Source organism: Sandarakinorhabdus sp. (genome assembly GCF_040398645.1).
GTDB lineage: Bacteria > Pseudomonadota > Alphaproteobacteria > Sphingomonadales > Sphingomonadaceae > Sandarakinorhabdus.
Genome location: NZ_JBBATR010000019.1, coordinates 4176 through 16933 on the forward strand (window position 1 = coordinate 4176; position 12758 = coordinate 16933).

Consider the following 12758-nt stretch of genomic DNA (forward strand, 5'->3'; position numbering starts at 1 on the left):
TGCTCCGGCCAATCCAGCACGAAATTGATGTGCGCCGCCGCGATGGGTTTTTCGCGGCTGCCCTGCCAAGCCTGCGCGTGCACATTGACGACGCGGCGGCCCAATTTGGTGATGCTGGCGGCGGCGCGGGTTTCCTGTGCGGCGCCTTCGCGCATATAATCCACGGTCACGGTGACGGGGCGCACACGTGGCAGCGCCTCACCCGCCGGCTGCGCCGCGATCACCGTCAGCAGGCCTGCCAGTTCCAAAAGGCCGGCGATGGCGCCGCCGTGCAGCCGGCCCGGTGAGCCGATCAGCGTGTCATCGAATGGCATTACGAGCTGCAATTCGCCGTCCACCCGTTCAAACGACAGACCCAGCAGCGCCGCATAGGGCAGCATGTCCAGCCGCCCGGACGGCTGGTCCTGCAAGGCGGCGGCCAGCAGCGGACTGGTCATTGCCAGCCTCCCGCCAATTTGGATGCCGCAAACATGAAGGTGCCGGTGACGTGCGCGATCGGATCGGCCGGGTCGCCATCATGGGCAAGGCCGCGCACAAAGGCGATCTGCCGGGTCATGCGGTAGCATTCGCCGCGCGCCGTCACCGTGGCTGCTGCCCGCGGGCTGCGCACATAATCGGTGCGCAGATCGAGCGTGGCGTGCGGTTCGAACGCGCCGCGCGCCAGCATCGATGCCATGCCCACCGCCGTGTCCATCAGGGTGAATATCGGCCCGGATGCCCAGATGCCGTGATCGGGATCGACCAGCAGCTGCGGCGAAAACGGCAGCTGCAATTCCACCCAATCGGTGCCGTTGCCAATGAAGCGCAGGCCCAGCCGCTTGTTGTGCGGCACCCGGCCGACAAAGGCGCCCATGAACTGGCCCACCTGATCAGCAAATTCCGTGCTCATGCACGCTGCGCCAGCGCATCGCGGGCGAGGGCATCGATCCGACCGATCATCGAAGCCAGGCCCTGCGTGCGGTTGGAGGACAAATGCCGGGCCAGCCCCAGCCCATCCAGCCTGGCCTTGATATCGGCGGCATCAATGGCATCGGGGCTGCGACCATCGGCCAGCATCAGCACCAGCGCCACCAGTCCCTTGACGATGGCCGCATCGGAATCCGCCGCAAAGCGCAGCACGCCGCCATCGATGCGCGGATGCAGCCACACTTGCGATGCGCAGCCGCGCACCTTGTTGGCATCGGTTTTGAGAGCCGGGGCCATGGCCGGCAACGCCTGGCCAAGCGCGATGATCAACCGGTAGCGGTCATCCCAATCGTCGAACGCTTCAAATTCCGCTTCGACATCATCAAAGGTCGTGATTGCCATGCTCCGAGGGTTTGCGGCGCACGGCCGGGCCGGTCAAGCCCCGCGGTGTCGCGCGGGTGGGAACAAGATCGGCACAGAAGAAAAAATGCCTCCGCCCCGGATCACGTCCGGGGTGACGTGGGCAGGGCTGAGCCCTGCACCACTTTCATTTTGGATGGCTCCTAGATTTCGAAACATTGAACCAAACCAAAAAAATGGGTGCAGGGATCATTCCTGCCCGCCGGAGGCTATGATTTTCCTTCTTATTCAGTTGTTTTCGGCATTGCTTGGCGGCTGATGACCTAAAGTTCGACGCCGGCGGCAATGGCTTCCAGCTTGCGGATGCGTTCCTTCAGGTCGGCCAGATCGATGCGCTGGCTGATGGCCGGCAGATTGTCATGGCGGGCGCCGGTGTCGAGCTCGCGGGTTTTCAGCTTCAGCCAGCCGGCCCAGCTCCAGGCCGCCAGGCTGCCAATCATGGCAAGGCCGATCAGCGCGGCGCTGGACAAGACCAGCAGATATTCAACGGAAGGCACTGGTGGGGGCATCTCAGTTTCCTTTCCCTCAATGTTGCGTGCAGCGGGCTGCGGCCTGGTTACTTGTCCTTGAGCGCGTCGATTTCGTCGGACAGGCGCTTGGCGGGATCCGTCGCGAGGCGTTCGAGCACACGGATGCGGTCGTTCAGCCGGGCCACTTCGGATTGCAGGCGCATATTTTCGCCATCGTCGCTGGTGCTGGATTTCAGGGCCTTGCGCGTGTCCTTCGTGCCGTAACGGCTGGACAAGACTTTCCCGATGGTGACGATCGCCACGATCAGCACCACCATTTCAAACGGGTTCATTGCAGGGTCCTTTGCTGGCCGCCGGGGCTCAGATTGTGGGTGACGGGCGTCAGTTCAGTTGTTTGGTGCGCAGGCCTTCGATTTCTGCGGCAAGCTGCGTTGGCTTGTCGGTGGCGATGCGTTCCAGCACGGCCATGCGATCTTTCATGCTGCCCATTTCGGCGCGCAGCTGGGCGTTTTCCTGGCTGATCAGCCGGATACGCTCCATCGCTTCGCCGCCGCCATTGGGATAGAGCGGCTTGCCCCAGCTGTTTTCCAGCGGGTAGCCATTTTTCACCTTCAGCCAGGTGGTCACCACCCAGGCAACGGTGCCCATGAGCACAGTGGAGACGCCTACGGGCGCAATCGCTTCGATGATGGCGGGATCAAGAGCCATGGTCGGCCTTTCAGTTCAGTTGCTTGGGCTGATCGCGCAGCGCTTCGATCTGTGACGTCAGGCCCTCGTTGCGATCGGTGACAATGCGATTGAGCACGGCGACGCGCTCTTCCAGCGTGGCGATCTTGGCGGCATATTGCGCTGCGCTTTCGGCACTGTGCTGAGCGGCGACATCGAGCTGGCGTTCCTTCAGCTTGATCCAGCGCTTTGCTACGCCGGCAAGAATTCCGGTGATCGGGATCATGAACACCAGGATCGGGACCATGTAGTTCCACATTTTGGTCGCTCCTCAGCGCAGTTTTTCGATTTCGTCGGCCAATTGCCGGCTATCGCTGGTCAGGTGGAATTCCAGATCGCGCAGCCGGCGGTCGGCATCGCGGAACTGGGAGTTCACGTCGCGCAGCGTGCGCTTGGGCGCCACCCGCACATCGCGCCAGAATTCCTTGCGCTCCGGGCTCTGGTCATAGAGGGCGCCTGGCTTGGCGTTGGCGATCCAGCCGATGGCCAGATAGGCCAACAGCGTGGAGCCGCCGCCCATGATGGTGCCCAGCGCAAAACCGATGCGGACGATGGTGACATCCCAGCCGAAATAATCGGCGATGCCAGCGCAGACGCCCATGATCTTGCCGTTGCGTTTGTCGAGGTAGAAGCGGGTGCGGCTTTCAGACATGGTGAAAATCCCCTGTTTGCCGGCGCGGACGAGCGCGCCAGGTGGTGCGGATCAGTAGGTTGACGGCGCGATGAACGCGATCAGCAGATAGAGTATGACTGGCGTGCCAAAGCCGAACAGGGCGGCGGCAACAAAGCCGATGCGAACCAGCGTGGCGTCAATGTTGAAATAATTGGCGATGCCGGCGCACACGCCCATGATCTTGGCTTCGGTCTTGTTGACAAGAAACTGGCGTTTCATGATCCTATGCTCCTCAGAAAATGGGTGCCGGTTCAGCGCAGCTGGCGGCGTTGCTCGGACAGGTCGGTGATCCGGCCGTCCTTCCAATTGGGATTGTCGGCCGCGATGATGCGCTCGACGGTGTCGATGCGTTGATCGAGGCGGCGGGCCAGATCATGCAGTTCATCGAGCAAGGCTTCATCCTGGCTGGAAATGCCGGTCTGGCTTTTCCACTTGGTCAGATAATGGAGGATGAGGCCTGGCAGCCCGATGAACAACATGCCGACAACGGCGACGGGAACGATGATGTCTTCCATGGCGATCAACCTTCCGTCTTGCCGAGGCGCGCCTTCATGGCGGCAAGCTCGGCGTCCACTTCGTCGTTGGTCTGCAATGCGGCAAATTCATCGGCCAGGCTGCGGCCGCCGCTGCCATCGGCCAGCGACAGCGCATCAGCGCGGCCTTCGGCCATATCGGCACGGCGTTCCAGCACTTCAAAGCGGCTGAACGCCTCTTCCACGCGCGGGCCGCGGATCATCTCGCGCAGCTTGGAGCGCTGGGTGGCGCTTTCGATGCGGTTGATCAGGGCATTCTGGCGGGTGCGGGCTTCGCGCAGCTTGCTTTCCAGCTTGGCGATGTCGGCTTCGTTCAGGGCCAGCGTTTCGTTCAGCAGGTCGACTTCGGCTTGGGTGGTATCGATGAACGCCTTGGCCTTGTTCTTTTCCGACAGCGCCGCCTTGGCCAGATCCTCGCGGCCCTTCGACAGTGCCAGTTCGGCCTTTTCCTGCCAATCGGTCACGGCCTGATTGGCCTTGATCATCGCGCGCTTCATTTCCTTCTGATCGGCAATGGTGCGGGCAGCCGCCGCGCGGACCTCCACGAGCGTTTCTTCCATCTCCATGATGATCATGCGGATCATCTTGGCCGGGTCTTCCGCCCGATCAAGAAGGTCGGTCATGTTGGCGGCGATGATGTCGCGGGTTCGCGAGAAAATGCCCATTGGTCGGATCTCCAGAAATTCTAACTTTGAAACCGCAGCGTAAGCGGTCGGGGCCGGTTCCAGCACGAGGGGGCGGCGCACTGGAACCAGGGCCCCGACCATCGCCGCGTTGGTCACGCAACGATAACGCTGTTTGCCGTTGGCGTCACCATCGCCGGGCCAATGGCGGCGCCGATAAACACGGTGGAGATCAGCAAGGCGGCGAACAGGCCAGTGACGTTGCGGCTGAGGTTTTGCAGGGTGTTGGTCATTGTGGGTCTCCTTTGGATGATGGTGGGCGGCGGTTGCCGCTCATGCCAAGTACGTTGCACAGTCCGTGCCAAGTGGATGACGGCAGCTAACATGCTGAAAAATATGGATATTGAAGAGAAGGTTTGATATTTGGACAATCAGATATTGCCAAGAGTTGGGAAATTGTGCCAACTTTGCTGAATGGCAGCTCCGGCACAGATGATTGGCTCGTCGTTCAGCTTTCTCGATGCTGTCGAGAAGGCCTCGGCCGCAGCAGCGTTGAACCGCCCGGTGCTGGTGATTGGCGAACGCGGCACCGGCAAGGAATTGATCGCTGATCGCCTGCACCGGCTGTCGCCGCGCTGGTCGCAAACCCTGGTGTCATTGAATTGCGCGGCCTTGCCGGAAAATCTGATCGATGCCGAGCTGTTCGGCTATGAAACCGGCGCGTTTACCGGCGCCCAGCGGGCCCGGGCCGGGCGCTTTGAAGATGCCGATGGCGGCACCTTGTTCCTTGATGAAATCGGCACCTTGTCCAGCCAGGCGCAGGAACGCCTGCTGCGCGTGGTTGAATATGGGGAGCTGTCCCGGCTGGGATCAAACAAGGTGATCAGCGTCGATGTCCGGCTGGTGGGGGCAACCAACGAAGATTTGCCGACGATGGTGGAGCAGGGGCGGTTTCGCGCCGATCTGCTCGACCGGCTCAGCTTTGAGGTCATCACGCTGCCGCCGCTGCGCGAACGCGCCGAGGATATCGACAAATTGGCGAATCATTTTGCCCGCCGCATGGCAGCCGAGCTGGGCTGGCCGCGGTTCCCGGGCTTCAGCGCCAAGGTGGTGGAGCAATTGAACGACTGGCATTGGCCCGGCAATATCCGCGAGCTGAAAAACGTGGTTGAACGCGCGCTCTATCGGTGGGGTGATGCCGATCGGCCGATCGGGCAGCTGGTGGTTGATCCGTTCGAATCGCCGTGGCGGCCGCAATCGGCGCATGCGCCAAAACAGGGACCGGCACCTGCACCGCCGCAGCGCGCTGCTGCGCTGGCGCCCGCACCGCAGGTCTCTGACGCCCAGCCGCCGGCGCCCCACAATGTTAGTGATCTGCGCGGCGCGGTGGCGGCGTATGAAAAACAGCTTCTGGAATCCGCGCTGGACCGTCACCGCCACAACCAGCGCCGTGCGGCCGCGGCGCTGGGCCTCAGCTATGACCAGCTCCGCCATGCGCTGCGCCGGCACGGCCTGCTGGGTGAGGGGCCTAATCCAGCTTGACGCCGTGTTTGGCCAGCAGCGGCGCCTGCGCCATGGTGAACGCAAAAATAGCTGCTGTCACGCCCCACACCTTGAAGCTGAGCCAGTCATCATAACCGAGCATGCGCCGCGCCGCCTCATTCGCCGCCAGCAGCGCGATGAACAACAAGGCCCAATTGCGCGTAAGCAACCGCCAGCCCTGCGCCGACAGGCCGGGCAGCGCATCGCCCATCACCAGTTGCAGCGTGGGCCGGCCCGATGCCAGCCCGCCGAGCAGCAGCGCGGCAAACACGCCATAAATGATCGTCGGCTTCAGCTGGATGAACGCCTTGTCCTGCAGCCAGATGGTCAGGCCGCCAAACAGCACGACGATCACGGTGGTGAAGATCATCGCGGCGGGCAGATGCCGCGTCTTGGCATAATGCCAGATCGCCGCCAGCAGCGTGGCCACGATGAACACACCGGTGCCAACCACGGCGCTGGCCACTTCGGCATCGGCCACGCCGGGCAACTGCCCACGCTCGAACAAGGCCTTGCCGGCCTTGCTGGCGGCAAAAAACAGCAGCAACGGCCCAAAATTGACGGCCGCACTGCTGGCCGTGGACAATTTCGGGCGATCACCTTTGGGCTTGGCAGACATGGCGCCGCTTTAGCCGCATTTTCGGCGCCCGTCACTTGCCGCGATGGCGGGGGGTGACGAAGCTGGATCAAGCCATTAAGCCCAGATCGTGGTTGATCCGCTGGTTCTTGAAAATCTGGCCTGCCGGCGCGGCGGGCGGCTGCTGTTCGAAGCCATGTCGCTACAGGTGGCGCCCGGCGGCGCCCTGCTGCTGAGCGGGCGCAACGGCGCTGGCAAATCATCGCTGCTGCGGGTGCTGGCCGGCTTGCTGCGGCCCGAGGTGGGCGCGGTGCACGGCGGCGGCCGGCGGGCCTATTTGGGCCATGATGTCGCCCTGAAACCGCGCCAGAGCCTGGGCGCGGAACTGCGCTATTGGGCGCAGTTGGACGGCGGCTTGGCGCGATTGCCGGCAGCGCTGGCGGCGATGAATGTCGCGGCACTGATCGATGTGCCCTGCCGCCACCTGTCATCGGGCCAGCGCCGGCGCGCCGGGCTGGCGCGCGTGCTGGCGGCGGGCGCGGATTGCTGGCTGCTCGATGAGCCAACGGCGGGGCTTGATACCACGTCGGCGCAGCTGCTGGCCGATGCCATGGCCGCGCACCGCAGCGCCGGCGGCATGGTGGTGGCGGCCGTGCACGGCGATATCGGCCTGGCGGACGCGGCTGAAGTGCGGATCGGCTGATGTTTCTGGCGCTGATCCGCCGCGATCTCCTGCTCATCGCCCGCTCCCCGGCGCTGTGGCTGCCGGTGATGTTCTTCGTGCTGGCCGCGGCGCTGTTCCCGTTTGCCGTTGGCCCCGATGCCCGGCTGCTTGCCCGTATCGCGCCGGGCATCATCTGGGTGTCGGCGCTGCTGGCGGCGCTGCTGCCCGTGGAAACCCTGCTCGCCCCCGATGTGGAGGATGGCAGCATCGATCAACTGATCGCGCGCGGCATCGCGCTGGAGCTGGTGTGTGCAGCACGGATATTCGCGCACTGGATCGGTTTTGCCGTGCCCTTGCTGGCGGCGCTGCCAGTGGCCGGCGTGCTGCTTGGTCTGGCGGCGGACGACGGCATGCGCATCGGGCTGGCGCTGCTGCTGGGCACGCCGGCGCTGGCCAGCCTGGCGGTGGTCGCGGCGGCGCTTACGGCTGGCCTGCGCGGCGGCGGCGCGCTCGCTGGCCTGATCGTGCTGCCCTTGGCGCTGCCGGTGTTGATCTTCGGCGTGGGCAGCGACGTGGCGGGCGCTTTCCGGCTGTTGGCGGCCGCCAGCCTGGTGGCGCTGGCCATAAGCCCGTTTGCAGCGGCGGCGGCGCTGAAGCCGGATTGAGCTCTTGCTGAGCCCGGCGGTTGTTTGCCTGTCAGCGCATTCGTTGCGCAGTGACACACGCAAGCCGAAAATTTGATAATTTTTATGTCAAAAAAAATTATAATGATTTGAATGTAAAGAAAATAAAATGCTTTATTTATGAACGAACTCCCGTAGTTGCAGATGCTCGACCGTCATGATAACATCAAGTGATGATCAATTAAATCTCGTGTCATTAGATGGGGGCAATATGCGGATCAATAGCCTTGTTGCAGGCGCTGTCCTAGCGACTGTCGTATTGTCGGCACCGACTTCGGCGCAAGTGCGAAAATCCATCACGCAATTGACGGCTACTGAATTGGCCAGCCTGCGTAAGGGTTATGCCCAGATGATTGCTTGGAACAGCGCGCCGGCCAGCAGTGCAGATTTCAAGCGCAGCCTGCGCTTCTGGGCCAATATGCACGCCTATTTCGGGCAAGCCTGCGGGCCCACCAGCGGTTTGAACAATCAGGGCATGTCCGGGCTCTCGGCGCAGACGCGGAGCACGCCCGAGGAACTGGCGACCTGGTGCACTTGCGTGCATGGCGGCGTGCAATTCCTGACGTGGCATCGGATGTATCTTATCTATTTCGAGCAGGTTTTGCAGCAGGCTGCCGGTGATCCGAATCTCAGGCTGCCATTTTGGGATTACCAAACCGACGGTACGATTCCGCTTGCCTTCCGCAGCCCGACGTATGTGAACGGCAATGGCCAGTCGGTCGCCAACCCGCTTTATGTCGCCAACCGCCGAGCGGAGTTGAATGATGGGTCGGCGTCGCTGACATCGACTGTGACGTCCACGACCGCTGCAATGGCGCTCACCGATTATCCATCGTTCAACAGCAGCATTGAACAGACGCCGCATGGCGCAGTCCATTGCGCTTCCGGGGTTGCCGGCTGCAATACTGGATACATGGGTGCGGTGCCGGCGGCCGGAAATGATCCGATCTTCTACACCCACCACGCCAACATCGACCGGCTTTACCAATGCTGGCTGTCGGTATCGCCAGACCTCCGGTTGCCCGCCAGCAATCTTCGGGGGCAGCAATACTCGTTCATCAACGGCCAGGGCCAGTTGGTCACACGGGTGGTCGGCGACATGCTGACCACCGATCAACTGGGCTATTCCTATGCCACCGGCGGCGGCTGCCCGCGCAGTTTCATTCCGCCAAAGTTTCGATTGCAATCGAAATGGAAGCGGATCTTTCCGCCGGGCCCTTGGCGCAGTGAAGTGCCGGTGGTGTTTCCGTCTGACGTGACGCAGCGCGCGCGCAGCGCCAAGGTCGCGCAACTGGTGATCGAGGAACCGGTTATCGAGCGTTCGTTTGGCGGCCTGGTGCAGGTCGCCTTGCAGGCAACCGATGGCCGCGTTGTACCGCTCGGCGTCATCAGTGGCTTCAACGACACCGCTCCGGATCATGGCCATGACACGGCAGCAATGGCAACGATGCAGCGCGAACTGCGCTTCGATGCGCGCGATGCGCTGATCAAGGCTGGCCCCGGTGCCAAAGTGATCCTGTTGCCGGTGCAGCCCATTCAGTCGGTGAACAAGGCGCGGCCGCTTGTCCGCATGTCGGTCACCCAACGGCAAGTGTCGGTGCAGGCGAAGAGCATCCGGCTGGAAACCAACTGAGCGGCCTGCGTTCATCGCAGGTCAACCGCTCAGCGCGCAGACGCGAAGTGTGACAATCGTTCGAGTCTTGGGCGTGATGCTGATGATGATTCCGGCCTGTGCAACGGCGGCACCGGTCGATGTCACCCGGGGTGCAGTGTTGCGGCTGGAAACTGGCGCACCCGCCGGGGCCGATGCGGTGGTGCGGTTGCACGGAGTCAGCGCCGGTGGTGGCGGCCTGCCGCTGTATGAGGTGTTTCTGTGCGATGCCCGCGGCCATCGGGCGCGTCTGGGCCTGATCAGCTTTTTCAACGAAACGGCGCCGGGCGCACAGGACAACGCCGTGCGCGAATTTCCCGCCAAAGCGGCGCTGGCGGCGCTGCAAGGCCCGGCGGTTGCGGTGGAGCTCAGACCCATCAGCGGCATAGCTGGCGAACCGGCCCGCATCGCGCCGGGCGTACAGGTCAATGTTGGGCGTGCGGAAATCGTTCCGCGCTGAAGGTGGCGGGCCTGCGCGGCGGCGGCGCTGAAGCCGGATTGAGCGGCTTGTTCATACTGGGCTAACGCGCCGTGCTGCCTTGATGGCGCGATTTTGCCGTTTGGAAGGTAACCCTATGCGTTTTCTGCCCTTTGCCGTGTTGACCGCAGCCGTGTTCACGGCGGCCTGCGGCAGCGACAAGCCCGCGTCCGATGCGCCAGTCGGCTCTGCGCCGGTCGCCGAGGCCGAGGTGTCGGAGCCAGTGCCTGCCGCGCCCGCTCCTGCCGTGCTAGCAGCCGCGCCAGTCAGCTACGCTTCGCTTACCGGTGATGCGGTGCAGGGCGACAAGATATTCGCCAAGTGCCGCGCCTGCCACGTCGTGGAAGCCGGCAAGAACCGGGTCGGACCGTCGCTGCACGCCGTGGTCGGGCGCACTGCCGGTTCGGTCGCCGGGTTCAACTACAGCAAGGCCAACAAGGGCAGCGGCGTCGTCTGGACCGAGGAGGTGTTGTTTACCTATCTCGAGGCGCCACAAAAATTCATGCCCGGCACGCGCATGGCCTTTGCCGGTCTGAAACAAGCGCAGGACCGGGCAGACGTCATCGCCTATCTGAAGACCAAATAATCACGGTACCAGTGCCGTTTTTCAAGCGGCCGGCGGCGGGGCCGCCGAGTCCGCCAAGGCTGGAAGGTTAGAAACAGGAAAGTTCGCGGCCAAGGCGCGCAGTCGAAGCTGTTCGGCTGGGGCGAAGCACGTCTGCCAGCCCGGCCGACCTTGCCGGATTCGGCGGCGTGCGCGATGCGCTCTCCGCGCACCCGGCGGCGGCTAAAACGGTGAATTCAATTCCACGATCGCGCGGTTGAGCATGGCGGCAAAGCTGACCCACAGCAGATAGGGCAGCAGCAGCACGGCGGCTGGCCGGGAAATGCGCCAGCTGACCACCATCAGTGCCGCGATGCTGCTCCACAGCACACCGACTTCCAGCACAGCGAGATCCGGGCGGTGCATGCGGAAGAACAGAAAGCTCCAGAGCAGATTCAGAAAGCCATTCAGCGCAAACAGCCCGATGATTGTATCAGCGGCGTCGCTGTTGCGCGCCGCCAGCCAGGCGGTGGTGCCCGAAAACGTGCACAGCATGAAGATGATTGTCCACGCCGGGCCGAACAGCCAGATCGGCGGTGCCCAATCGGGCTGCACCAGCGCCTGATACCACGGGCCGATATCGGTGATGGTGGCGCCAACAGCCGCCGTGAAGCTGGCAGCGACGGCCGCAACCGCGCCGGGCAAGACCCAGCGTGCAGCCGCGGTCTCGGCCAGCCGGCTCAGCCTGGACTGGCCCGGCCTGATCTGACCAGCGCTGCTGGCTGGTTTGCGATCAGTTTTGGGCGCGTTTGCCGGCATTCTTGCCCTCACGCGCGCCGCCGCCGGACAGGATGCCGGTCACCAATTCCACACTGTCCTTCAGGAAGATGCGCACATGGGCCATCGGCTTCTTGCGGGCCAATTCCTTGTTCATATAGGCTTCCCAGGTCAGCTGCTGGATATCCTTGTCCATGCACAGCTTGACGAATTTTTCGCGCATCGTGTCGCTGCGATACCACCACCATTGCATGATGCCCAGCACGCGAAACACGGTGCCGTGCGCCTTCAAAAAGCGCTTGCGGGCCAAGCCCAGCTTGCTGGGATCACCGGATTTCACGGCTTCGGCGGCGGCGGCGGCGGCTTCGCGGCCGGCGGTCATGGCGTAGAAAATGCCTTCGCCGCTAGCCGGCGCCACGGTGCCGGCGGCATCGCCGGCGACCACGACATCCTTGCCATTGTCCCATTTCTTGCGCGGGCGCAGCGGGATCGGCGCGCCTTCGACGCGCACGGTCTTGCAGGTGTCTTCGCCCATGTTGAGTTCGGCGCGCAGGGCAGTCACCGCCTTGCGAAGTTCAAAACCCTGCACGGCGCTGCCGGTGCCGATGCTGGTCTTGTCGCCGTGCGGAAACACCCAGGCATAGAAATCCGGGCTGTGCTTGCCCTGGTAAAACACGTCGCAGCGATTGCCGGCAAAATCGCCAAAGCCTTCCGGCGGGCTTTCGACGACTTCGTGATAGGCGGCTACGAACGGCAGGGTTTCCTCCGGCAGCGCTGCGCGGGCAACGGAGCTGTTGCAGCCATCGCAGCCGATCAGCATCTTGGTGCGCACCTTGATGAGGTCCGATCCGCGCTCGGCGCCCTTGGGCCGATAGGCGACCACGGCGGTGCCATCGGCGTCCCGCTCCAGCGCTTCGAACGTGCCATCACGGCGATCGGCGCCATTTTTGGCGGCGCGAACACGCAGCCATTCATCGAACACGTCGCGGTCAACCATGCCGACCCAGCCGCCTTCGCCCACCGGCATATCCACCTTGTTGTCGGTGGGGCTGATCATGCGGGCGCTGTTGGCGGTGGTGCACAACAGATCGAGCGGCACATCGAAATCCTTGAGCAGCCGCGGCGGCACCGCGCCGCCGCACGGCTTGATACGGCCCATGCGGTCGAGCAGCATGACCTTGAAACCAGCCAGTGCCAGATCATTGGCTGCTGTTGCGCCCGATGGGCCGCCGCCTACCACCACCATATCAAACATTTCGGTCATGCTATTGCCTCTGCCTTTGCCTTGGACGGCCCGCCCGCCGGCGCGCTTGATGGGATTGCCATATTGTCATTCAACCGCAAAGCGATGGCTGCCGCCAGCAGAAACAGCATGGCCTCCGCCAGAAAAACCATTTCAAAGGCCGGCCCGTCAGCGCCCATCGCCGCGCGCAGCCGATCAACCGCAAACGCACCGACAAAGCCGCCAATGCCAAAGGCCATTGCCTGCGC

22 protein-coding genes are annotated in these 12758 nt (G+C 63.4%); 6 read left to right on the forward strand and 16 right to left on the reverse strand.

Features of this window, described 5'->3' with window-relative positions:
* The 12 genes from ABWP50_RS06265 to ABWP50_RS06320 all read right to left on the reverse strand — a co-directional run.
* The coding region (locus ABWP50_RS06265; protein WP_353217136.1) for a PaaI family thioesterase at positions 1–437 on the reverse strand (437 nt) is incomplete at its 3' end.
* Positions 434–889: a PaaI family thioesterase gene (locus ABWP50_RS06270; protein ID WP_353217137.1), complete on the reverse strand. Its 456-nt coding sequence runs from the start codon at positions 887–889 to the stop codon at positions 434–436. The genes ABWP50_RS06265 and ABWP50_RS06270, both read right to left, overlap by 4 nt.
* On the reverse strand, positions 886–1308 hold the full coding sequence (locus tag ABWP50_RS06275; protein ID WP_353217138.1) for a SufE family protein: 423 nt from the start codon (positions 1306–1308) through the stop codon (positions 886–888). Before ABWP50_RS06275 ends, ABWP50_RS06270 begins: the two co-directional genes overlap by 4 nt.
* Before the next feature lie 281 nt (positions 1309–1589).
* Positions 1590–1835: a hypothetical protein gene (locus ABWP50_RS06280; protein WP_353217139.1), complete on the reverse strand. Its 246-nt coding sequence runs from the start codon at positions 1833–1835 to the stop codon at positions 1590–1592.
* Between the two features lie 47 nt (positions 1836–1882).
* Complete coding sequence (locus ABWP50_RS06285) at positions 1883–2128, reverse strand: hypothetical protein (RefSeq protein WP_353217140.1); 246 nt, start codon at positions 2126–2128, stop codon at positions 1883–1885.
* A gap of 49 nt (positions 2129–2177) precedes the next feature.
* Complete coding sequence (locus ABWP50_RS06290; protein ID WP_502950995.1) at positions 2178–2504, reverse strand: hypothetical protein; 327 nt, start codon at positions 2502–2504, stop codon at positions 2178–2180.
* 10 nt (positions 2505–2514) lie between these two features.
* Positions 2515–2781 carry a hypothetical protein gene (locus ABWP50_RS06295; protein WP_353217141.1) on the reverse strand — a complete coding sequence of 89 codons (267 nt, stop codon included), beginning with the start codon at positions 2779–2781 and terminating at the stop codon, positions 2515–2517.
* A 12-nt stretch (positions 2782–2793) separates the two neighbouring features.
* On the reverse strand, positions 2794–3174 hold the full coding sequence (gene pspC, locus ABWP50_RS06300) for an envelope stress response membrane protein PspC (RefSeq protein WP_353217142.1): 381 nt from the start codon (positions 3172–3174) through the stop codon (positions 2794–2796).
* Positions 3175–3225: 51 nt separating this feature from the next.
* Positions 3226–3414, reverse strand: a complete 189-nt coding sequence (locus ABWP50_RS06305) for a PspC domain-containing protein (protein ID WP_353217143.1) — start codon at positions 3412–3414, stop codon at positions 3226–3228.
* A 32-nt stretch (positions 3415–3446) separates the two neighbouring features.
* Positions 3447–3710 carry an envelope stress response membrane protein PspB gene (pspB, locus tag ABWP50_RS06310; RefSeq protein WP_353217144.1) on the reverse strand — a complete coding sequence of 88 codons (264 nt, stop codon included), beginning with the start codon at positions 3708–3710 and terminating at the stop codon, positions 3447–3449.
* Positions 3711–3715: 5 nt separating this feature from the next.
* A complete protein-coding gene (gene pspA, locus ABWP50_RS06315) occupies positions 3716–4393 on the reverse strand; it encodes a phage shock protein PspA (RefSeq protein ID WP_353217179.1) in 678 nt (225 codons plus the stop codon).
* Between the two features lie 113 nt (positions 4394–4506).
* On the reverse strand, positions 4507–4644 hold the full coding sequence (locus tag ABWP50_RS06320) for a hypothetical protein (RefSeq protein WP_353217145.1): 138 nt from the start codon (positions 4642–4644) through the stop codon (positions 4507–4509).
* Positions 4645–4825: 181 nt separating this feature from the next.
* On the opposite strand from ABWP50_RS06320, the gene pspF reads away from it, so the two are divergent.
* A complete protein-coding gene (gene pspF / locus ABWP50_RS06325; RefSeq protein ID WP_353217146.1) occupies positions 4826–5893 on the forward strand; it encodes a phage shock protein operon transcriptional activator in 1068 nt (355 codons plus the stop codon).
* Here the strand turns inward: pspF and ABWP50_RS06330 are convergent.
* Positions 5880–6512, reverse strand: coding sequence for an inner membrane-spanning protein YciB (locus ABWP50_RS06330; protein ID WP_353217147.1), 633 nt, complete (start codon positions 6510–6512; stop codon positions 5880–5882). The genes pspF and ABWP50_RS06330 overlap by 14 nt on opposite strands.
* A gap of 88 nt (positions 6513–6600) precedes the next feature.
* Here ABWP50_RS06330 and ccmA point away from each other — a divergent pair, with 88 nt between their 5' ends.
* From ccmA to ABWP50_RS06355, 5 genes are all read left to right on the forward strand, one after another.
* On the forward strand, positions 6601–7173 hold the full coding sequence (ccmA, locus tag ABWP50_RS06335; protein ID WP_353217148.1) for a heme ABC exporter ATP-binding protein CcmA: 573 nt from the start codon (positions 6601–6603) through the stop codon (positions 7171–7173).
* Positions 7173–7799 (forward strand): heme exporter protein CcmB, encoded by a 627-nt coding sequence (gene ccmB, locus ABWP50_RS06340; protein WP_353217149.1) that lies wholly within the window; start codon positions 7173–7175, stop codon positions 7797–7799. Before ccmA ends, ccmB begins: the two co-directional genes overlap by 1 nt.
* Positions 7800–8076: 277 nt before the next feature.
* Complete coding sequence (locus ABWP50_RS06345; RefSeq protein WP_353217150.1) at positions 8077–9450, forward strand: tyrosinase family protein; 1374 nt, start codon at positions 8077–8079, stop codon at positions 9448–9450.
* Positions 9451–9532: 82 nt separating this feature from the next.
* On the forward strand, positions 9533–9928 hold the full coding sequence (locus ABWP50_RS06350; RefSeq protein WP_353217151.1) for a hypothetical protein: 396 nt from the start codon (positions 9533–9535) through the stop codon (positions 9926–9928).
* An 82-nt stretch (positions 9929–10010) separates the two neighbouring features.
* Positions 10011–10532, forward strand: a complete 522-nt coding sequence (locus ABWP50_RS06355) for a c-type cytochrome (RefSeq protein ID WP_353217152.1) — start codon at positions 10011–10013, stop codon at positions 10530–10532.
* Positions 10533–10733: 201 nt separating this feature from the next.
* On the opposite strand, the gene ABWP50_RS06360 is transcribed toward ABWP50_RS06355, so the two are convergent.
* The 3 genes from ABWP50_RS06360 to ABWP50_RS06370 all read right to left on the reverse strand — a co-directional run.
* Positions 10734–11195, reverse strand: a complete 462-nt coding sequence (locus ABWP50_RS06360) for a TspO/MBR family protein (protein ID WP_353217153.1) — start codon at positions 11193–11195, stop codon at positions 10734–10736.
* Positions 11196–11283: 88 nt separating this feature from the next.
* A complete protein-coding gene (locus ABWP50_RS06365) occupies positions 11284–12531 on the reverse strand; it encodes a geranylgeranyl diphosphate reductase (protein WP_353217154.1) in 1248 nt (415 codons plus the stop codon).
* Positions 12528–12758: PucC family protein (locus ABWP50_RS06370; protein ID WP_353217155.1), on the reverse strand; the 231-nt coding region annotated here is incomplete at its 5' end. The genes ABWP50_RS06365 and ABWP50_RS06370, both read right to left, overlap by 4 nt.

Excerpts from the sequence above, each read along its gene's own strand:
- ABWP50_RS06270 (WP_353217137.1), bottom strand. The coding sequence starts at position 889 with ATGAGCACGGAATTTGCTGATCAGGTGGGCCAGTTCATGGGCGCCTTT.
- ABWP50_RS06275 (WP_353217138.1), bottom strand. The coding sequence starts at position 1,308 with ATGGCAATCACGACCTTTGATGATGTCGAAGCGGAATTTGAAGCGTTC.
- ABWP50_RS06280 (WP_353217139.1), bottom strand. The coding sequence starts at position 1,835 with ATGCCCCCACCAGTGCCTTCCGTTGAATATCTGCTGGTCTTGTCCAGC.
- ABWP50_RS06285 (WP_353217140.1), bottom strand. The coding sequence starts at position 2,128 with ATGAACCCGTTTGAAATGGTGGTGCTGATCGTGGCGATCGTCACCATC.
- ABWP50_RS06290 (WP_502950995.1), bottom strand. The coding sequence starts at position 2,504 with ATGGCTCTTGATCCCGCCATCATCGAAGCGATTGCGCCCGTAGGCGTC.
- ABWP50_RS06295 (WP_353217141.1), bottom strand. The coding sequence starts at position 2,781 with ATGTGGAACTACATGGTCCCGATCCTGGTGTTCATGATCCCGATCACC.
- pspC (WP_353217142.1), bottom strand. The coding sequence starts at position 3,174 with ATGTCTGAAAGCCGCACCCGCTTCTACCTCGACAAACGCAACGGCAAG.
- ABWP50_RS06305 (WP_353217143.1), bottom strand. The coding sequence starts at position 3,414 with ATGAAACGCCAGTTTCTTGTCAACAAGACCGAAGCCAAGATCATGGGC.
- pspB (WP_353217144.1), bottom strand. The coding sequence starts at position 3,710 with ATGGAAGACATCATCGTTCCCGTCGCCGTTGTCGGCATGTTGTTCATC.
- pspA (WP_353217179.1), bottom strand. The coding sequence starts at position 4,393 with ATGGGCATTTTCTCGCGAACCCGCGACATCATCGCCGCCAACATGACC.
- ABWP50_RS06320 (WP_353217145.1), bottom strand. The coding sequence starts at position 4,644 with ATGACCAACACCCTGCAAAACCTCAGCCGCAACGTCACTGGCCTGTTC.
- pspF (WP_353217146.1), top strand. The coding sequence starts at position 4,826 with ATGGCAGCTCCGGCACAGATGATTGGCTCGTCGTTCAGCTTTCTCGAT.
- ABWP50_RS06330 (WP_353217147.1), bottom strand. The coding sequence starts at position 6,512 with ATGTCTGCCAAGCCCAAAGGTGATCGCCCGAAATTGTCCACGGCCAGC.
- ccmB (WP_353217149.1), top strand. The coding sequence starts at position 7,173 with ATGTTTCTGGCGCTGATCCGCCGCGATCTCCTGCTCATCGCCCGCTCC.
- ABWP50_RS06350 (WP_353217151.1), top strand. The coding sequence starts at position 9,533 with ATGATGATTCCGGCCTGTGCAACGGCGGCACCGGTCGATGTCACCCGG.
- ABWP50_RS06355 (WP_353217152.1), top strand. The coding sequence starts at position 10,011 with ATGGCGCGATTTTGCCGTTTGGAAGGTAACCCTATGCGTTTTCTGCCC.
- ABWP50_RS06365 (WP_353217154.1), bottom strand. The coding sequence starts at position 12,531 with ATGACCGAAATGTTTGATATGGTGGTGGTAGGCGGCGGCCCATCGGGC.